This window comes from Nostoc sp. (assembly GCF_036917395.1).
Classification (GTDB): domain Bacteria; phylum Cyanobacteriota; class Cyanobacteriia; order Cyanobacteriales; family Nostocaceae; genus Nostoc.
Window position 1 is genome coordinate 131984 of record NZ_JBALDI010000043.1, and the last position, 19443, is coordinate 151426.

Here is a 19443-nt window from a genome sequence, read left to right on the forward strand (position 1 = left end):
TATTGAGAAGCAATAAAATTGTGATCTATGCACTATACAAAATAATCGTCTTATGTATCAACGTAAATAGGTTGTTTCAGCCTTTTGTTAATCACCTTTTATTAGTTGCATAGATGTAGCCCAACCCAGGCATGGCTAAAAGGTAATTGAAAAATTTAGCTAGAAGCCTTGAAAACCACATCTGCTATTTTGGCTTCTGTGTCAATGCGTCAGCCAGAGGCAGTTCTTGGCAGGGTGAGGCAGAACAGCGCTCAAATATTAGAAGATTTCGCCCCTAATGGCGGCGTACCGAAAATCCTTTTTCTCCCTTGCCTCTTTTTGTCAAGTGGCGTCCCCAATAAGATGAATGAAGTCTCTTAATCTTGGGTGCGACCCGTTGACATCTATATTTATACGGCTTATTATTTATTAGGCATTTGTACTTAATTTTCTAGAGCGATCGCTTGTCTTCTCTAACAGAGGTTGCGCCTTAAGAGAATCTATGCCGCAGGCTTTACGATACACTGCGCGTAGCAAAATCCCCAAAGGGTTACGCCAACATCTTCTGGTGCAGCGATCGCACCCAGATCGAAATTGTCTAGCTCTTAGCCTAGTTTACATAATTTCGGATACATTACCGCAAATGCGCTGATACTTTATTTTGCCCTCTTTATAAATTCCGCAAAAACACCGTTACGCTATTTGTACTTGTGATCAAAACTTAGAGCATCCAGTTTATTAGGGCGTGTTTATGACCAACCCTGTAACGATGGTTATCCAAGTCAATCTGGAGATGGCTCTAGAAGTAGCTCAAGAGTTGGAGCTTGCTCCACACACTGAACTCAGTGCTTATTGTTTAGAGATTTTACAGGAGATAGGATGTCCTGGAACTGAACTCCCAGTTAACTTACAAACTCGCGATCAGCAGCTAAACTTTATCACAGGCTTTGCATCTTATGCATTTGGGGAGGTACAAAGTGTACAAAGCATTAATTGAAGATATCTTCCATGATCCAGAAGAAGCAGAAGAAACTACTTTTCCCGCTACAGATAAAGATTTGTTAATTTTGACTGAAAAATTTTTACGGTTTGAAATTCCTTCAAAGGTTTTCTTGCAAGCTATAGCCATTGCTGATTACGACGGTGCCGCGGCTTTTCGCTACGTTGATAATTATTTGACTACCCTCAAAAATAAGAATAAACGTAAGCATAAGAAATTACTTGTGTTAGGGTCTTCGACTCGGTTTGACAATAATTGACGTGCTTCTTCACGAGCTAACCCTGAACCAATACAATTTAGATAAAATAATTTGCACAATTGAAGTAAAGACGTTGCAATCCAACGTCTCTACACATATTTGTCCCACACCGACAAAAAAGAACAATTAGAATTTATCTAGAAGCTAGTGGTGGGATCTTTATTAGACTAAGCATTTTTATCTGTGTGCTAATTACGAATTAATATTACTCTCTCCTCAGACAAACTTGTTCATAGCTTTTACCAGCAATATCCCAAGTGAACTCTGTCTCTACTAGTTGTCTGCCGTTGTAAGACAATTGCGATCGCAGATGTGGATGATCAAATAGTTGACTAATAGCGGTGACGTACTCTGCCGGTTTATTCGCTCGTAATGCCCGTAAAGAATCACTAGTAACATCTACGGCTAATCCTTCTAAGCCGCGATCGCTTGCCACTATGGGTACACCAGCTGCCATTGCCTCTAAAGTTTTATTTTTAATGCCAAACCCAGTTCGCATGGGTACAACGCAGATGGTGGCTTGATGTAAATATTCTACCATCGAAGGTACACGCCCAATCACATTAATTCCTGGTTTTTGAGCAAGTTCTAAAACTTCTGAGACTGGATGAGAACCGACAATATCGAAAGTTGTATCAGGATAAAGTTTTTGGATTTCGGGCAAGACTTCGTTACTGAAAAAGCAGACAGCATCAATGTTTGCCAAATTATCCATTGCACCGATAAAAATTAAGCGATGTCCGCCTGGATCGGTGCTACGGTTCGGGAAAGAAACTAAATCTACGCCATTGGGAATAACTGTAATTTCACTATTGCGATTTAACTCTTGTAGTTGAATTTTATCTTCTTCTGTTGTGACTACAATTGCCGAAAATTTAGCACAGTAGCTTTGCTCATAACGACGCAAAAGTGGCAAATTAATTTTGTCTCTGAGGGAATTTTCCGAAATACCCGTTGCTAATTGGTTGCGACAAGTTGCGTAAACAGAACTATGAATATTAACTATAGTTTTTAGCTGTTTATGAAAATGCGATGGTACATAAATTTCATTGACGCTATGTTCGCAGGTAATCACATCACATTTTCCCGCTTCCACCCAGTTATCAACCCACGTTTGCATCTCAATTGAGTAGCGGTTAAGTACGCTTGGCGGTGTCCCTTGTTGCAAAAATTTACCAAATCGCTGTATTTTCTTCAATATTCCGGTGGTTCCAGAATCTAGCGGACGTTCAAAAACAGCTAGATGCTCCACACAATCGCGTAATCCTGCTACTTCTGTGTCTGTCACATCGCCTTCGCGTTGAGTTGCGAGGGTAACAGTATGGCGTTGACTCAGGTATTTAAGTAAATTAAATGTCCTTACCTGAGTTCCCCCGCGCGTTGGTGGGTAGGGAAAGGTGGAAGATAGCATTAAAATGTTCATAAAAGTGATGAATCAAATGTGATACATACACCATGACCTCATAGGAGGCTATATGTCACCTCACTTCTGTGTCCGCTTTTGAAAGTTCCGTCGGCATAGGTGGAATCCGGGCGATCGCTCCGCCTCTGAGCAGTTCCGGGCGCTTGGCGTAAGGAAGTAAACCATCTGGCTTGGCGTGATACTGACTAGCACACTCAAGTACAGCAGTTGCTGTCTTCTCTACACCTTCAGCATCAGCAGGTAGATCGCCGAATAAGTAGGTGTGTTTGTTAAAACAGACGAAAGCAATTGCACAAGCCTGGTCACAAACACCCATGCATTTAACGGGTTGAATCGAAAACTTGTCTTGCAATACCCAGTCATGATATAGGGTTTGTAATTTCTCTAGCAGCCGTTCACCGTCGCTTTTAGCAACATACTGTTTTGTCTGATCACTACTTCCACAAATTGTACAGACGAATATAATGTGTTGATGATTCATGTGTCTATAAAAAGTTATGTCGAACACTCAATAGTATCCGACATGGATTTTAGGCAATCAGCCTGTTTGGTCATTGGGCAAAGAAACTAATACCATTTCTTTGTGAGGCTGCGCCAAACCCTTTTAACTTCTTTCTTTCTTTGTGTCCTTCTCTACGAGACGCTGCGCGAATGTGTCCTTCTCTGCGAGACGCTACGCGAATGCGGTTCGTTTTTCTTTCTTGCACTTAAATATGGTTTAGCGCATCTTCATACAGAATTGGTATAAGTACAGCATTTCATTAATTTTAGGACTTACGCAAAATATCTCTCAAACTCTCATTTCTCTGTGACCTCTGCGCCTCTGTGGTTCGATTTTCCGTTAGCTGTGCGTAAGTCCTGAATTTGTTATCGAATCAAATTTAGCAATATCCTGCAATGCCAATGCGTCGGGATACATTGTTAATGCGTTGGGATACATTGTTAATGCATCGGGATACATTGTTAATGCGTCGGGATGCAATGCCAATGCGTCGGCTTGACTCATTAATGCATCTCAATGCAATGCCAATGCATTACCCTGCATTAAAAACGCTACGCTTTTACGCAAAACTGTTTGATATAGCAATAACGCCCTTTAACATTGACTAAGAAACGCTACGCTTCCAAGTCATCCCACTACGCGGAGTCTGCCGTTGTCGCAGCCACAGTCCCAGCAGCAAACCAATTACCACAATTCCGGTGAAGTAAGTCAGCGAAATCAACCGGACAGACATCGGCGGAGCGACACCTTCGACTGGAATATTCTCTGCAACTTGGAATGGCTGAAATTGCCGAGTTGCGTTTGCAAGCGGTGCAACCTCGACAACAATACTATGGGGGGCACCGTCAAAGAATTCCTGCTCCCACGCCAATTTTCCGTTGCTGTCTGGAGTCCCTTCATAAGCAAACGCCACCCAATTATTTTCGAGTTGGGTAGTTGTTACCTTCAACAGTACATCTGTCACAGGTTGGCTAGTTGTGGGATCACTAACGCTGACTTGCAATTTGGCAGGTTGACCCACCGTTGCACTCTCGTCACCCGATAATTGCATATAAAGTCCTTGAGACTGCAATTTGGCGGGTTTACCAGAGGGCGGAACTTCTTCTCCCATGCCTGGCATCGACATATTATGGTGCGATTCGGCAAGTTCAGCGCTGATGTTGACCCAGAGGAGTGCAGCGATCGCTACCACAATTAATCCACTCAACAACAATCGCACCTGTTGCGGGGCAATTTCTCCCGGTTGAATCGCTTGTCTGCCCCCAATCACCCAACCTCCTAATAGTCCAACTGCCAGCAAAATCACAACCAGGATGCCAAAGTAGCGAAACTTTAAGGGATTTTCAGGCAACGTCAGCGTCAGCTTTTGCTGAATCGGCTCAAACGCATTGGCAACGAGCGGAGTAACTGCTACCTGGAGTTGATACGTTCCCCGAATCGGCAGGGTTTGTTGAACCTGCAACTGACCTGTAGGTGCATTGCCCTCAATGTCCAGCAACTTTGTCCCCTCGACGATCGGAAAATCTGTTGTGAACCAGGGGTTTTTAGGATTGGTAAACAATTGCAAGTGGATTTTGGCATCCTTTAAAGATTGCCCTTGAGCATCTACGGCTTGCAACATCAGCTGCACTGGCGGATTGTAGTGCCCCGATCCCAACACTGTGGTGGCTTCAGCCTCAAGGGGTCGAACCTGATTAATCGGTGGATTCGTTGTTAGCCGCACTGATGGTTGAGGGGATTGGGCAAGTCCGATCCAACCATACAGGACAATTCCGATCATGCAAATCGCACCGATCAGCTTAGACCACTTAAGTTTTGTCATTTGATTTCTTCACTCCTGCTAATCATTGACTCAATCAACTAATGGCAACTGACCATCAGTGTGTGGTGACGCAGAGTATGAGTCGTGTCATGGATCACAGGGGATGTAGTGAAATAAATTGTCCACAGAGTCAAAGAACACAGTGCGACATAGAGCGCTGATTGTACAGGTACTGATAGCACCCGACCGGCAACTTGTTGCTGAACTGAACTAGAAGATTGAACCGTCATTTTGTACCTCGCAGATCAGACGATATTAATTGATTCGGCAGGCATTCTGACTTCTCCAGTCAGCAGTGAGCAGTAAACAGTAAATAACTGAAAACAGATGACTGATAACTGAAGTTTACAGTTGCGGGACAGCGGTAGAGTTTCACTACACTTTCCCTGTTTTTTCTCACGGGGTAGCACCCGTCAGAACCGATTCGTGGAGTTAGCATACACGAACATGTAATATCTTACAAGAGTTTATAACAAATATTTCAGTAAATCGAAAACTTTTTTTCCTCAAGAGCGTAATGGTATTAGAAAGCTGCGACAGCTGCCTCAGCTACAGCTTGATCCTGTTCACCGCTACCACCACTTACTCCGATCGCACCAACTATCTGCTCATCACGTTGAAGTGGTATACCCCCGGCAAAGATCATGATTCGTCCTCCATTTGAGGCGTGAATACCATAAAATTGTTTTCCTGGTTGAGCATCCTCAGCAAGGGATTTGGTAGAGAGATCAAACGCACGAGCAGTAAATGCTTTGTTAATTGAGATGTCGATACTTCCGATCCAGGCACCATCCATCCGAATATGAGCAACAAGATTCCCGCCAGCATCAACAACCGCAAGATTCATTGGTTGTCCGATTGCACGAGCCTTCGCTTCTCCAGCCGCTAGTATTCGTCGTGCGTCATCCAAAGATACAGAATGTTTGTCAGAAGTCATGGTAATTCTTTCAATCGGAGAAATATGTGCCTTCAGGGGCGGGTCATCAATAAAGGATATCACGAGCATTGCAGGGTATTACCTTTCTTTAATTCGCTACGAATTAGAGCTATTTTCAGGTAAATAGACCACGCTCTACGGGCACAGCAATGCTGTGCCCCTACGACAGATGTGGTTCAAATACTTGAATTCTGCTGTGATGAAATGCTGTACTTAGCTGATGATCAATTGCATTCAACTGATAATGACTACAGATCAAAGCATAATCAAACCCAGTCGTACACCCACAGCAACAGCCTCGGTGCGGCTGGAGACACTGAGCTTTTGAAAAATGGATGAGAGATGAAATTTGACGGTATGCTCAGAAATGTGCAAGCGTTTAGCGATCGCTTTATTTCCCAACCCTGACCCAAGCATTCCTAAAACCTCTATCTCTCGTGGTGTCAAGGTTTGTACAGGATTCGCCACCACTTTTTCCCGGATAGACAGTAATTCTACAGCATCCGGGTGCAGCACCAGCAAACCAAAAGCGATCGCCTCCACAGCAGCGACAATTTCTGACTCTGTGCTACTACTGGGCAATATCCCCCGGATACCAGAACGTAATCCCGTCTCTAAATCGATGCTGTCGAGTTCTTCAACAATGACGATCATTGCTAATGGGTATTGCTCCTCTTGAATAAGCAGCAATTTTTCCCACACCGATTGTTGAAGATTGCTGCTCAAATCTACCAGCACCACATCTGGTTGTAATTGCCCAACTTCCCTTGCCAATACATCCAAATCGGATGCACTCCCCACAACCGTCAGCCGAGGATTGGTAGTTACCACAGCTGATAACCCTGCCCGGACTACAGGGGAAGTAGCAACTACCATCACTCGGATCATGTCGCCTCCACAGCAGTTTTCCCAGCTTGCACGTCAACATAAATCACGAATTGCTGCCCACCGCGTAGGAGTTGTAACGGCACAGATCCTTTACTGTCCTGGAGATATTTGGGTAAGTCATTCATGCTAGTGAATAATTGCCCCGAAACTCCAATTAAAACATCGCCGATTTGTACACCAGCAGTTTCCGCAGGACTATCAGGTAGAATTGATAACACCAATAACCCCAAGCTACGCCGATTTAAAAGCACAGGTTGCAGTGTGACTCCCAGTTGCGGACGACTATTACCCTGTAAAAAACGCTCAACAGTGCTGCTGGGAACTGCCACAGCCAAACCATTAACAATCATGGTGTTAATTCCCACAACTTGGCCTTGACAGTCGGCAAGCGGCCCCCCAGAATTTCCAGGATATAGCTGCAAATCAGCCATAACAGCCCGTGGATTATTTGCATGAATAATCCCAGTTGTCACAGCACCGCTGTCAGCAAACGGATTACCCACCGCCAAAACTAATTCACCCACTCGTAGCGCCTCAGAATTGCCAATGGTTGCAGCAGTTAAATCAGTGGCGACAATTTTCAGGGCTGCTAAATCTTGCTGTGGATCAAATTGTGTCCGCACCGCATCAAATACCCTTCCATCTGCCAATTCCACAGTTGCGCGGTTGCTGGTTGCGACATGGGCATTAGTGATAATTAGTCCGTCAGGTTGCCAAATTACACCGGAACCGACTCCCAAAGAGCCGCTTTTCACTTTGACAGTGTGTAGGCGTAGTTTAGCAGCTACCTCTGTCAATTCAGCAGCGATGTTAGTTAATGTTGTGTTTGCCATGTTATACAATTTTTGAGCATGTCAAAGTAGAATCAGTGGACTGACAATAGTTTTTAGTCGGGTTGGGATAATTGAGAATGCTGCAAGATATCAGTCAACCTAACTTTGGAAAGCAAATTCTGAGAGTTCCGAGTTTAAAGCTTGAACGTTCGAGCAAAATGGTCGAAGTTTTGAGTTCAGAAGCTCAACCTTCGAGCAAAAAGGTGGAAGTTTCGAGTTCAGAAGTTCAACGTTCGAGCAAAAAGGTGGAAGTTCCGTGTTCAGAAGCTCAACCTTCGAGCAAAAAGGTGGAAGTTCCGTGTTCAGAAGCTCAACCTTCGAGCAAAAAGGTGAAAGTTCCGAGTTCAGAAGCTCAACCTTCGAGCAAAAAGGTAGAAATTCCGAGTTCAGAAGCTCGAATGACTAGAAAATTGAGAAAATCTTCACACAGCTAGTTAAACCCATCCCAAATTGGCATTATTCTTCCTTAGTAGGTCTTTCGCCAACTGCGATCGCTAACTCAACTAACACTCCACCCCGGACAACTTGCACATTGACAGCTTTACCAATGCGATCGCTACTATTGAGCAGCCCCAGCACATCACCTGTATCGCCCACAGTTACGCCATCGAACGTTACCAAAACATCGCCAAGCAGCACACCTGCATTGTCAGCAGGCCCAGAAGGCTCAACATTAACGACAATTACCCCAGTTGCAGAAGTTAAATTGAGAGCTGTTTTTAGGTTCTTTGGTAAACGTACTGGTTGCATTCCCACACCCAAGTAGCCCTTAGAAATGCGCCCTTTTGCTACTAATTGATCAACCACGCGATCGACTGTAGCAGTGGGAATAGTCAGAGCAGTACCACGCCGCCCCGATGTATTCATACCTACCACAAAACCCGCAGCATCTACGAGCGGCCCACCTGCGAAGCCAGAGTAAAGGCTGATGTCTGGGCGGATGAATTGGTCAATATTCCCGCCATTCATACTCCGCCAACTACCGCTAACCACACTCACTGCACCCATCGCCGCCCTTAAGTCACCTTCGCTACCTCTTGCCAGTCCTAACACCAGATGACCAACTTTGAGCGTTTTGGCATCGCCAACTTTTGCCACAGGTATTTCGACATTTTCTAGTTTAAAAACAGCAATATCAGTACTAGAGTCATGACCGATGAGTGTTACTGGTGCAGTGCTACCATTTGATAGAGTAATGGTGATGTCATCATAGCGCTGGAGAGACTCATCAGAGGTAACAATGATCCCATTACGCCAGTGAATGCCACTTGAGGAACGACGTGTACCCCCATTTACAGCAACCACAGCACTTCCAGCTTGTTCTACGGTGTCGGCTAAACTGTTGGACAAAGCCAATAATGAAGACATAAGATTTTTCTGCAAACGTTCTTAGATATTCATATCGTGCCGTTTGCTCAACACAGATGGCATCGGAAAAATGGGGAGAATTCACCCTAGAAAAATGGCTAGTACAGGCAAAGTTTACCTACCTTTAACCAGTTGCTCAACAAGGGGCTTGAGCAAATTGTCTAATTAATTGAGATGGTAGCTGGATTTTTGCGCCCGTTGTACTAGGCTTAATATAAGCAATCAAGCGAACATGATATCTAGATATGAAAAGCTCACCCAGAGTCGCACAGTCGTAGAGATAAAATGCACACCCAATCAACAGAAATCGACCTACTCACTCCATCTAGAGAATTACCTCTATATGGCAAGAGGATTTTAGTCACAGCACCGAGAAATTATGCTTATAGGTTAGCTGAACAAATCATCAAACAAGGTGGTTTACCTGTTTTCATGCCTACTATCGAAACCTGCTATTTATCAAACTACACTAAGTTAGATGCCGCTCTGGGTCGCATAGAGGTATTTGATTGGATTGTCTTCACCAGTAGAAATGGCATCACTGCATTTTTTCAGCGGATGAATGATTTAGATATTCCCGTATCTGTAGTACAAAAATGTCAATTATGTGCTTTAGGAGAAGACGCAGAAAGCTTATCATCTTTTTGTGGCGAAGTGGATTTAATTCCCGCAGAATCTAGCCCAGCCGGAATTGTAGCAGAACTAGCGAAACTACCAGAAATTCATAAGAAAAAAGTGCTGCTCCCGGTTCCAGAAGTTCTTGGTTTGCCTGAGCCTGATATTGTACCTAATTTAATTACGGATTTGCAGCAATTGGGTATAGAAGTAACTCGCGTACCCACATATATTACACAGGGTTTAGACGCAAGTATCTACAGTGTTGAATTGAACCTGATGCGTCAAGGAATGATTGATGTAATTGCCTTTAGTAGCACAGCGGAAGTAGAAAGCTTTTTGACAATGGTTAACTCGCAAAGCGATTATGAACGTTGTATTATTGCATGTTTCGGTCCTTATACAACTACCAATGCCCAAAAGTTGGGTATGAATGTTTCTACCGTGTCCAAGGATTATAGTTCATTTGAAGGATTTGCTGAAGCGATCGCAACATTTTTTACTCTCACTTCCAGTTCACACTAAGCGCTTGGTGATGCAGAGTAATCAACCACATTTGACTCTAGACTAGCTGCACATAAACCCGTAGTATCGAACATAGGGTTTAGATTTAGCTAGGAATTTTAACATGGCAACTTACAAGGTCACATTACGTACCCCAGATGGAGAAAAAACAATTGAAGTTCCTGATGATGAGTACATCCTAGAGATCGCTAACGAGGAAAATGGGCTGGACTTGCCCTATTCCTGTAACGCTGGTTCTTGCTCTACCTGCACCGCAAAGCTGGTTTCAGGTACAATTGACCAATCAGATCAGAACTTCTTAGACAACGATCAAATGGACGAGGGATGGGTTCTCACCTGCGTTGCCTATGCCACTTCTGATTGCGTTATCGAAACCAATCAAGAAGAAGCGCTCAACGCTTAACTAAGAGATGTGGATTTAATAAAGAGCAAGTTTTGTCAGGTGCGTTAGAACATTCACCCTAACGCACTTCAAATCTGAGGTGGTGTCGTACTCTCAGCGATAACATACTCTACTAGATTTAAAATTTTGCACTTTCGTAATAAATCTGGATAGGCTGAGTAATTCACATTAAAAAGCGCTCTCCAAAAGGGGAGCGCTTTTTATTTAGTTTCATACATAGCTAGCAGATATCAAGCGTAAATTTGATTCCTTGCTTTGTTCTCATAGTATTGAAAAATAAAAGTGGTTTATAAATTCGGTTTTTATCACATGATTTGGGAAGATTGCCGAACCAGAAGTTTCCTTAATAATAAGTACGGTAATTCCAAATAGTGTGTTTTCGGTAAACTCTCTAAAAGCAGACTTTAAATATAGCAATTTTATTTAAAACGTCGGTACGAGCGTCACCTGCACCTTACTTTTAAAGCTTGTATGTGTAATGTATCGTACAAAACTTTAGTATGTTCATGCGATTAATGATAATAATTTCACCTCTTGTATTTTTTGAATTTCACAGAGATAATAAGAGATTCCTAACAAACTGCTGATAACAGATATGTCAACAAGTTGGATTTACCTTATTGCAGCAATCCTTTTTGAGGTTTCAGGCACAACTTGCATGAAGTTATCGCAAGGATTTACTAGAATACTCCCTTCGGTATTAATATTTGTCTTCTATGGACTTTGTTTTACTTTTTTGACCTTTGCTCTCAAGAGACTTGAAGTGAGTGTGGCTTATTCTGTCTGGGCTGGATTGGGAACTATCTTAATTGCTATCATTGGTATTATCTGGTTTCGTGAATCTGCCACATTCATCAAACTTATGTCAATCGCCTTAATAATCATCGGGGTAATTGGCATAAATGCAAGTTGATGGGGGATATAAATTAGGCGGCTCATGTATCATCGGGTTTATTAAAACATCCCACTACAAAACCCACTTTAGTGCATGTGAAAGTTAAGTAGTGGGAAAGTTTTAACATATTCAATTCTTGGTGCTAGTCAGCCGCCGCCCAAGTTGACTGAGTTGGAGCTACTAGCTAGTACCGATCGCGTTTCAAGTCGTAAATCACTTTCTCCAAATACCAGTCCAACGACCTCCCAGGATTCAGCTTTTGTTGGTGTTTGAGTAATCTGGTGGCAATGTTTCCGTTGCCAGAAAGTAAAGCAAGCAGTTCGTTTTGTAGATTTTTGCTTGCAGCACCTGAAAGATAGTCTACCTCTGGTGCATCTGACTGTACTTCTGTCCTATTGAGTTGTATCTGACTTTGTAATTGCAACTCTTTCTGGCGTGTTCGAGCCATTAGCTTCTCCAGTTCAGACTGCTTCTGGAGTAGTTCTTTCATTTGCTTGTCCAGTTGGCGCTTTGTCTCCACTAATACGGCATTTTTCTTGTCTAGTTGGGACTGGATCTCGCGTACTTCTAGTAATTTTTTCTTTAAATATGTTTGGGTTTGCATGAGATTGGATTGAGCCGGTTGTCAATCTACCATGCAGGAATTCTCCACTTAAAAGCATCGGAGAATCCCCGCATTTGTTTTTGAATTCGCTACCTGGGCGATTAGCAGTGGTATCACTCCTGATAAAGTTGCACTCTGGATCGACGATACCTTTCAGATCGCCTTGCAACACTACTGTCATCCAGAAGTGGTTAACGCTGAATGCCCTGATTTTTTGCTGCTACTCAATTGCTACTTAAAAATTACTTTTAAGTCAATTCCAATCCACCTTGATAGCCAGTAACGATGCGTCCACCATCCTTGAGGATGTGGATTTCTATCTGGTCGCTAGCCCAGGTAATCTGGTCTTGGAAAGCTGGGTTTAATACACGAACCCGTTGATTGCTGGAAGAAACTGGAGAGTTAGGAGAATTAATTGCCAGAGATTGGACAAAAGGCCCGTCAATCAGGATATCAAGTTGTTCTAACAATGCTTGGGAACCTGGCGGCGCAGATTGGGACTGTAGTTGCTTAAGAGTAAACCCAGTAAAAGACATTACATTTAACCCAGCAGCTTTTACCTGACGAGCTAAAGACGCCAGTGCAGTTGCTTGCCAAAAGGGTTCTCCACCAGAGAACGTTACACCCGTGTTGCGGGGATTGCTGAGAATGTTCTCGACAAGGGTATCAATAGCAATCAATTGGTTAGCCTCAAATGACCAAGAGTCAGTATTAAAGCAGCCAGGACACTCACGAAGACAACCTTGTACCCAGACGACTGCACGACAACCAGGGCCATTAACTTCTGACTGATCAACGTAACCCATAATGTTGAGATAGCCAGAGGGAATTTCCATGAGTGCTAGCGATGGGTCAGTTGGCTTAATTTCCATCTCTTTAACTCCTTTTAGCCGTTGCCTGTTAACCGTTAACTATAGCGAATCCTCAATTAGATAACCGCGACAAGTGGACTAAAACTAATGACTAATCTCTGAAAAACTTTAGGGGATTTTGAAAAGTCCGCTTTAACTGACTAGACTGAAGTTAGTTGCCCAGCTAGCATTGACCGTCCCATACATAGAATCGATGACTCAACAAACTTCTAGAATTTGTATCCTTGGCGGAGGCTTTGGTGGTCTTTACACAGCCTTGCGCTTAAGCCAGTTACCTTGGGAATCTACGCAAAAACCCGAAATTGTTCTGGTAGATCAAAGCGATCGCTTCCTATTTTCTCCTTTACTTTACGAATTACTCACTGGTGAACTGCAAACCTGGGAAATTGCCCCACCCTTTGAAGAACTTTTAGAAGGCACAGGAGTGCGTTTTTATCAAGGGCTTGTCTCTGGAATTGACATCGACCAGCGACGGGTAAATCTACATGAAGGGCCAGAAATCCCTTACGACCGATTAGTGCTGGCGCTAGGAGGTGAGACACCGCTAGATTTAGTCCCTGGTGCAACATCCTACGCTTACACATTCCGCACAATCTCTGATGCCTATCGTTTGGAAGAACGCCTGCGATTTTTAGAAGAATCCGATGCTGATAAAATTCGGGTAGCGATCGTTGGGGCTGGTTACAGTGGTGTAGAGTTAGCTTGTAAGCTAGCCGACAGACTAGGGGAAAGAGGACGCTTTCGGATCGTTGAAATCGGTGACCAAATTTTGCGAACTTCCCCAGAGTTTAACCGGGAAGCAGCAAAAAAAGCTTTAGAAGCGCGTAGCGTATTTCTTGATTTAGAAACCAAAGTCGAATCAATAGAGCAAAATACCATCTCCCTAGAGTACAAAAACCAGTTAGACATAATTCCGGTGGATTTGGTAATTTGGACTGTGGGAACCAGGGTTGCGCCCGTAGTGAAATCTCTTCCCCTGAAGCAAAATCAGCGTGGTCAAATCAGCATTACATCCAATCTGCAAGTCTTTGATCATCCAGAAATCTTTGCCTTGGGAGATTTAGTAGACTGTCATGATGCTGAAGGACAGCAAGTCCCTGCCACCGCACAAGCGGCTTTCCAACAAGCTGATTATACTGCTTGGAATATCTGGGCAACTCTGACTAATCGCCCCCTCCTTCCCTTCCACTACCAACAGTTAGGAGAAATGATGGCACTAGGAATAGACAACGCCACTCTCACTGGTTTGGGAATTAAACTAGATGGACGCTTGGCATCCGTCGCCCGGCGGATTGCCTATTTATATAGGTTGCCAACTTTAGACCATCAACTTAAAGTAGGTTTTAATTGGCTAGTCCGTCCGATCATAGAAACACTTTCTCGGTAACTTTAAGGTTGGGCATTGGTGAGCCAGTGCGTTGCGGAGGTTCCCGACGCTCGTGATGCTCGTTGCGCGGCATCGTCTCCCTTTGGCAGATGACTCGCTCTAAGCGTTGGCGCAGCCTCTTCTTCGAGTTGCCATGCCGCAGGCTTTACGCTGCGCTACGGGCTAAACCATAGCTATCCGCTAACAGCACTCCTGAGGGGCGTTGGTAAATAACCAAGACGTTTACGATAATTTGCTTTATTTGCGCCAACCTACTTAGTACAGTTTTGCGTAAAAGCGTAGCGTTTTTAATGCAGGGGGATGCATTAACAATGCGGCTGACGCATTAACATTGTATCGGGATGCATTAACAATGCGGCCGACACATTAACATTGTATCGGGATACATTAACAATGCGGCCGACACATTAACATTGTATCGGGATGCATTAACAATGCGGCCGACACATTAACATTGTATCGGGATGCATTAACAATGCGGCTGACGCATTGGCATTGTATCGGCATACATTAACAATACAAGGTATTACCAAATTTAATTCGCTACGAATTAATGAAATGCTGTACTTAGCAGATGTTAAACTGCTACCCACAGAAGCTCTCTAACAAGCCAAAATCTAAAATTCAACATTCAAAATCTTCAAACTTTGATGGAACAACCGAAAGTTATTTTGTTAGATGCTGTGGGCACACTCTTCGACGTTAAAGGGAGTGTGGGCGAAGTTTATGGTCAGATAGCCCAGGATTTTGGCGTTACAGTTTCAGCCGAAAAATTGAATACAGCCTTCATCAAAAGCTTTAAAGCCGCGCCGCCGCCGATATTTCTAGATGCAGAACTGCAAGATATTCCCCAGCGCGAGTTTGATTGGTGGCGGATAATTGCCCTGAACACTTTTGAAAGTGCTGGTGTTCTCAAGGAATTTTCTGACTTTTCAGCTTTTTTTAGCGAACTTTACATCCACTTTGGTACAGGCGAACCGTGGTTTATCTATCCTGATGTCTTACCAGCTTTGATCAACTGGCGGCGGTTGGGAATTACTTTGGGGGTGCTGTCCAATTTTGATTCTCGGATTTACTCAGTATTGCAAAGTTTGGGATTGAAAGAGTTTTTCAGTTCGGTTACCATTTCTACCCAGGTACGTGCAGCTAAACCTGATCCTCAAATTTTTGCCATTGCCTTAAACAAACATAAATGTTCCCCAGAGGCAGCATGGCATATCGGCGATAGCATCATAGAAGACTACCACGGAGCTAAAGCAGCTGGCCTCAGAGGCGTTTGGATCAATCGTGGAAAATGAGGGGATACTTTCAATTCAGCAACGCCAAATTTTTAAAGTGGAATCTTAGGGTGTATCAGTCAACCCCTTTGGGGAATTCAAAATTCAAAATTCAAAGTTCAAAATTAACACCCCATGCCTAAAGCCAGGGGCTTGAATAATGTTACTTCGTTTTTTTATTCTCCATTAATAAATTAAGGGGCTTGAACCTATTGCTTTAATTCAAAATTGAATTCAAGATTTATATAATTTTAAAATAATAAATTAAAAATTATTTAATTATTTTTAAATAAGTGAATTTTGAATTTTGAATTTCGAGAAGCGAGGGTCAGCAATTTCAAGCACATTTGTTTAAAAACTGTTTGGCAACAATTGGACTCCAAAGCACAAGCAACACAACTCCAGAACCTAAAATCAAGAACTGAATGTTGTTTGCAAGTCTTTGTTCGGTGTAGACGGAATTATTAACCTGTGTCCAGGGTACTAAAGTTTTACCCCAAACCAAAAAATCATCAATTACTAGCAATAACCCCAAAGCATAGGACTTTTCCTCACCCCATACTAGCGGTAATCCCAAAATTTCAGTGATAGCGAGCGTACTCTCAAATAATTGAGTATCTTGATAAGCATGTGCTGGAGCAATGCTGACAATTGTACTGGTTGGGGCAATGCCAAAGATAAGTGGCCCAGAGTCAACATCAGCGTGGCCATCAGCGTTGAGGGGATACTCCCTCACGGGGAAAAAGCCTAATACTGAGGGAACAAACTGTTTGCGAAACTGAGCATATTGCTGTTTTGCAAACTTTGAATCTAATTCTAGTAGAAACGGCAAAAGATAGACTTGACTGGTACCTCGTGTGCCAATCTTAATTTCACCAGTCACAGCGTCAATTTTGTGAGGAATTAAATTTGTTTGTGGGTCAAGATGCTGGCGAGTATAGCTAACCCAACGCTGAATTACTGGCTGATAATTACTATCAAACAATTCATCGTGCAAAGCTAAAGATGCTAAAGCTACGGTTTGGTCACAAGGCCAAGCTTGTCCGGGATAAGCATCAATGGTTACAGTGGGACTTTTTGTAAACGCCTGGGCTAACTCTTGAGATTGGGCACGAAATTGAGTAATATCTTGGAGCGATCGCTCTTTTGGTGACTGAATTTTTAATAGTCCACCCAACAACCGATTACTCCAACCTAAATAAAAGACGCCATTGGCAACTTGGGTATCTGCTGTAAAAGGTGCGCGTCCTTCGGGTGTATCTACTTGAGATAAAACCCAACGCACCTCTTGAATTGCTTGTTGGCGAAGAGGTTCAGATTTTGAAGACAAAGCAACATTCACCCAACTGTAACCATAGACTATATGGCTAAAAAACCATCCTTCTGGGAAAAACGCCTGCATCGTTTTTCCTTCACCTGCATTTAACCGTCGTTTGATGTTCTTTAATTGCATTAGTGCATCAGGACTAAGTTGTCCAGGTGCATAATCTTTGGCTGACACTGTTAACAGGCAAAAATTAACTCGGAGTACAAGTAAACTTATAGCAATAGTTAAAAAGACATAAGTCCAATAGCCAAATTTCTGCAATCTACTCATATTAATTATCTATAACAGATTATTTCAGGACTTACGCACGGGTCATGAAAGAACGTAGACGCAAAGCGGCTTGCCGCAGGCTACCACAGAGACACAGAGTACACAAAGGAATGAGAGTTTGAGAGGTTTTTTGCGTAAGTCCTATATTTATACTCTAATTTCTCAAACTGTCATGAGAAATAAGGGAGATGGTGAAGAGTTAGGGACTTCCAAGTAAAAAAATATCCCATCCCTGCGGGACGCTACGCGAACGCTTTTATGACAGGGGAGCAGGGGACACTTAGGAATAAGAATTAAATAACATACAATTTATGTCCCTGACTTACCTCACCCTCAATCCCTCTCCTTATAGAACCCATTTGATATCTCTAAGAAGCTGCGAGTCTCTTAAGCATGAGCCTAACAAAACAAAGATTGAGCTTGGTCGTGGCATTCGATAGTGTTCGCTCAAAGTTCTTGACCAGGATCTTACAGCGCCCCATCCAAGCATTCGACCGCTCAATTACCCACCTGGCTACTGCTGGGACAAATCCTGACTTGCCTTGCGCTGCCTTTTCTTGGGTGGAAGGCTTGGTCGAGCGCTCAAACTTAATCTTCCGCATGATCTGCGGGTATAACTTTTCTAGTTCCTGTGTCAGATGTTCTGGATGATAACCCTGGTCGAGTAGGATGGTAATTTTAGGAATGTTCATTGGTTTTGACCGGAAATAGCTGATGTTTTCCCTCAACATCTCCAGCAAGCCAGCATCATCGGAAACATTGGCTTTCGTGCAGTGTGTAAAGAAGGGTAATACCAATAATCATGGTGCTTTGATTGGGGATTAGATCCCTTAGCGTAAGATTTTTTACCGAAGAAAGGCAGAGGGCAGTTCTTGCTGAAGGCAGAAGGCAGAAGGGAATACTGCTTCCAGCCCTCTGCCCATGACCAAAGGGAACAAGGGTTTAAAGCCCCGCCGTCTACACGGCGCCGACTTTTTCGTTGGGGTCTGAATCCCCATTCAATTGTTCCTTCTGCCCTCTGCCCTCAGCATAGCTGCCTTCTTCAAAAATTCTCGCGTGACCCCTAGTTGTACTCTCCAGGAAGATCAGTTTTTCTAACAGTAATGCTGCCAACTTTCTTACCTGACATTCTCAATAATTCATCACCTGAAAATTCAAAACCAAGCTTTAGTGCTATTCGCGCAATATCATCTGCGGTTGGTGCTGCGAGCACCTCGTTTTTAAGTTCAGGTTCAGACTGCATTTTCTTTAAAAATGCTTCGATTTGCTCAAAAGCCATATTTAAAATTTGATCCTCGCTAGCTACTCGTAATATAAAGAAAAACAGCAGTATATTCTTTAAGACTAGCAGCACAAGGGTATCAAGATTCGGGGGAAAGATGATTATCGCGACGCGCTGCTCTTCATTACAAATGTACTAATGGCATCAAACGACACTTGGCAGTAGATACTCTTGGTCTACCATTCTTCACTTACTGCACCAAAGCCAGTATGAGTGATGACGGTGGCTTGATTGAACTATTGACCCAAAATTTGGAGTACTTTCGTGCCAAGCCTGTAAACATACCAAAAATTACGATTCTGCACAGGCGACGGCTACCACCCAGACAAAATCACAACTGCTCTGCAAATACTCTACCCTCGGATAATGACCAAGATCCGATTCCAACTGGTACCCAAACCCACAAAAGCAGAAATTGCAACCCAAGGCATTGCAGGCTTTGTTACGATCGCCTACGGCGGGCGGGTACGCCATCGCAACTCGTTGGGGGAAGAGAACGCTCGAATGCTTGGATGGAACGATGTAAGAGTTTGGTTAAAAACTTTGAGCGAACTCTGGCTCATGCGACTGCCAAGCTCAATCTCTGTTTTATCCGGCTCATGCTCAAGCGTTTAGCTCAGGCATAGATATCAAATGGGTTCTATAAAGGAGAGGGAAGCAAGATAGAGGATGAAGTTTTGCATTTTATTTAATCCACGTTCCTTAGCTGAGGGATGGAACATCGTTTTTATTCCAGAAATTGAATAATTTATTTTTTCGAGTTCCCTTAGAACTTGAAGCATTAAGCTCAAAGACTCGTTCATCCACCTCAGAACTCCGTTCATCCACCTCAAAGACTCGTTCATCCACCTCAAAGACTCGTTCATCCACCTCAGAACTCCGTTCATCCACCTCAGAACTCCGTTCATCCACCTCAAAGACTCGTTCATCCACCTCAAAGACTCGTTCATCCACCTCAGAACTCCGTTCATCCAC

At 43.4% G+C, this 19443-nt stretch carries 24 protein-coding genes and 1 riboswitch; of the genes, 9 read left to right on the forward strand and 15 right to left on the reverse strand.

What is annotated here, in order from left to right:
• Positions 1-730 precede the first annotated feature (730 nt).
• Positions 731-976: a hypothetical protein gene (locus V7K46_RS15970; RefSeq protein WP_335114709.1), complete on the forward strand. Its 246-nt coding sequence runs from the start codon at positions 731-733 to the stop codon at positions 974-976.
• Positions 957-1238, forward strand: coding sequence for a hypothetical protein (locus tag V7K46_RS15975; protein WP_335024811.1), 282 nt, complete (start codon positions 957-959; stop codon positions 1236-1238). The genes V7K46_RS15970 and V7K46_RS15975 overlap by 20 nt, the downstream gene beginning before the upstream one ends.
• 205 nt (positions 1239-1443) lie before the next feature.
• Here V7K46_RS15975 and V7K46_RS15980 read toward each other — a convergent pair whose 3' ends face one another.
• The 8 genes from V7K46_RS15980 to V7K46_RS16015 form a co-directional block, all read right to left on the reverse strand.
• Positions 1444-2661, reverse strand: a complete 1218-nt coding sequence (locus tag V7K46_RS15980; RefSeq protein ID WP_335114711.1) for a glycosyltransferase family 4 protein — start codon at positions 2659-2661, stop codon at positions 1444-1446.
• Between the two features lie 55 nt (positions 2662-2716).
• Positions 2717-3142 carry a DUF1636 domain-containing protein gene (locus V7K46_RS15985; protein WP_335114713.1) on the reverse strand — a complete coding sequence of 142 codons (426 nt, stop codon included), beginning with the start codon at positions 3140-3142 and terminating at the stop codon, positions 2717-2719.
• A 360-nt stretch (positions 3143-3502) separates the two neighbouring features.
• Positions 3503-3667, reverse strand: coding sequence for a hypothetical protein (locus V7K46_RS15990; RefSeq protein ID WP_335114715.1), 165 nt, complete (start codon positions 3665-3667; stop codon positions 3503-3505).
• Between the two features lie 100 nt (positions 3668-3767).
• A complete protein-coding gene (locus V7K46_RS15995) occupies positions 3768-4985 on the reverse strand; it encodes a hypothetical protein (RefSeq protein ID WP_335114717.1) in 1218 nt (405 codons plus the stop codon).
• Positions 4986-5023: 38 nt separating this feature from the next.
• A complete protein-coding gene (locus tag V7K46_RS16000) occupies positions 5024-5215 on the reverse strand; it encodes a CbtB-domain containing protein (RefSeq protein WP_334722099.1) in 192 nt (63 codons plus the stop codon).
• Positions 5216-5234: 19 nt separating this feature from the next.
• Positions 5235-5424: riboswitch (cobalamin riboswitch) on the reverse strand.
• Between the two features lie 84 nt (positions 5425-5508).
• The gene (locus V7K46_RS16005; protein WP_335114720.1) at positions 5509-5985 is read right to left on the reverse strand and encodes a GlcG/HbpS family heme-binding protein; all 477 of its coding nucleotides are present in this window, start codon (positions 5983-5985) and stop codon (positions 5509-5511) included.
• Positions 5986-6177: 192 nt separating this feature from the next.
• Positions 6178-6810 (reverse strand): response regulator transcription factor, encoded by a 633-nt coding sequence (locus tag V7K46_RS16010; RefSeq protein WP_335114722.1) that lies wholly within the window; start codon positions 6808-6810, stop codon positions 6178-6180.
• Positions 6807-7643, reverse strand: a complete 837-nt coding sequence (locus V7K46_RS16015) for a S1C family serine protease (protein ID WP_335114724.1) — start codon at positions 7641-7643, stop codon at positions 6807-6809. Before V7K46_RS16015 ends, V7K46_RS16010 begins: the two co-directional genes overlap by 4 nt.
• Before the next feature lie 77 nt (positions 7644-7720).
• Here V7K46_RS16015 and V7K46_RS16020 point away from each other — a divergent pair, with 77 nt between their 5' ends.
• Entirely contained in the window at positions 7721-8077 is a 357-nt protein-coding gene (locus V7K46_RS16020; protein ID WP_335114726.1) for a hypothetical protein, read from the forward strand.
• A gap of 22 nt (positions 8078-8099) precedes the next feature.
• Here V7K46_RS16020 and V7K46_RS16025 read toward each other — a convergent pair whose 3' ends face one another.
• Positions 8100-9011 carry a S1C family serine protease gene (locus V7K46_RS16025; RefSeq protein WP_335114728.1) on the reverse strand — a complete coding sequence of 304 codons (912 nt, stop codon included), beginning with the start codon at positions 9009-9011 and terminating at the stop codon, positions 8100-8102.
• 285 nt (positions 9012-9296) lie between these two features.
• Between V7K46_RS16025 and V7K46_RS16030 the strand changes: the two genes are divergently transcribed.
• From V7K46_RS16030 to V7K46_RS16040, 3 genes are all read left to right on the forward strand, one after another.
• The gene (locus tag V7K46_RS16030; protein WP_335114730.1) at positions 9297-10151 is read left to right on the forward strand and encodes a uroporphyrinogen-III synthase; all 855 of its coding nucleotides are present in this window, start codon (positions 9297-9299) and stop codon (positions 10149-10151) included.
• A gap of 103 nt (positions 10152-10254) precedes the next feature.
• Positions 10255-10554 (forward strand): 2Fe-2S iron-sulfur cluster-binding protein, encoded by a 300-nt coding sequence (locus V7K46_RS16035; protein WP_335114732.1) that lies wholly within the window; start codon positions 10255-10257, stop codon positions 10552-10554.
• A 595-nt stretch (positions 10555-11149) separates the two neighbouring features.
• On the forward strand, positions 11150-11467 hold the full coding sequence (locus V7K46_RS16040) for a DMT family transporter (RefSeq protein WP_334974419.1): 318 nt from the start codon (positions 11150-11152) through the stop codon (positions 11465-11467).
• 166 nt (positions 11468-11633) lie between these two features.
• Here V7K46_RS16040 and V7K46_RS16045 read toward each other — a convergent pair whose 3' ends face one another.
• The gene (locus V7K46_RS16045) at positions 11634-12053 is read right to left on the reverse strand and encodes a hypothetical protein (RefSeq protein ID WP_335114734.1); all 420 of its coding nucleotides are present in this window, start codon (positions 12051-12053) and stop codon (positions 11634-11636) included.
• A gap of 248 nt (positions 12054-12301) precedes the next feature.
• Positions 12302-12925 (reverse strand): 4Fe-4S single cluster domain-containing protein, encoded by a 624-nt coding sequence (locus V7K46_RS16050; RefSeq protein WP_335114736.1) that lies wholly within the window; start codon positions 12923-12925, stop codon positions 12302-12304.
• Positions 12926-13118: 193 nt separating this feature from the next.
• Here V7K46_RS16050 and V7K46_RS16055 point away from each other — a divergent pair, with 193 nt between their 5' ends.
• Positions 13119-14312: an NAD(P)/FAD-dependent oxidoreductase gene (locus V7K46_RS16055; protein ID WP_335114738.1), complete on the forward strand. Its 1194-nt coding sequence runs from the start codon at positions 13119-13121 to the stop codon at positions 14310-14312.
• A gap of 650 nt (positions 14313-14962) precedes the next feature.
• A complete protein-coding gene (locus V7K46_RS16060; protein WP_335080854.1) occupies positions 14963-15610 on the forward strand; it encodes an HAD-IA family hydrolase in 648 nt (215 codons plus the stop codon).
• Positions 15611-15926: 316 nt separating this feature from the next.
• Here the strand turns inward: V7K46_RS16060 and V7K46_RS16065 are convergent, their stop codons facing one another.
• The 3 genes from V7K46_RS16065 to V7K46_RS16075 all read right to left on the reverse strand — a co-directional run bounded on the left by V7K46_RS16065 (position 15927) and on the right by V7K46_RS16075 (position 18465).
• Positions 15927-17186 carry a hypothetical protein gene (locus V7K46_RS16065; RefSeq protein WP_335114740.1) on the reverse strand — a complete coding sequence of 420 codons (1260 nt, stop codon included), beginning with the start codon at positions 17184-17186 and terminating at the stop codon, positions 15927-15929.
• Positions 17187-17554: 368 nt separating this feature from the next.
• Positions 17555-17983, reverse strand: a complete 429-nt coding sequence (locus V7K46_RS16070) for a transposase (RefSeq protein WP_335114742.1) — start codon at positions 17981-17983, stop codon at positions 17555-17557.
• A 266-nt stretch (positions 17984-18249) separates the two neighbouring features.
• Positions 18250-18465: a Nif11-like leader peptide family natural product precursor gene (locus tag V7K46_RS16075; protein ID WP_104909965.1), complete on the reverse strand. Its 216-nt coding sequence runs from the start codon at positions 18463-18465 to the stop codon at positions 18250-18252.
• A 158-nt stretch (positions 18466-18623) separates the two neighbouring features.
• Here V7K46_RS16075 and V7K46_RS16080 point away from each other — a divergent pair, with 158 nt between their 5' ends.
• Positions 18624-19094 carry a DDE transposase gene (locus V7K46_RS16080; RefSeq protein WP_335114744.1) on the forward strand — a complete coding sequence of 157 codons (471 nt, stop codon included), beginning with the start codon at positions 18624-18626 and terminating at the stop codon, positions 19092-19094.
• A gap of 76 nt (positions 19095-19170) precedes the next feature.
• On the opposite strand, the gene V7K46_RS16085 is transcribed toward V7K46_RS16080, so the two are convergent.
• On the reverse strand, positions 19171-19443 hold a 273-nt coding region (locus V7K46_RS16085; protein ID WP_335114746.1), incomplete at its 5' end, for a hypothetical protein.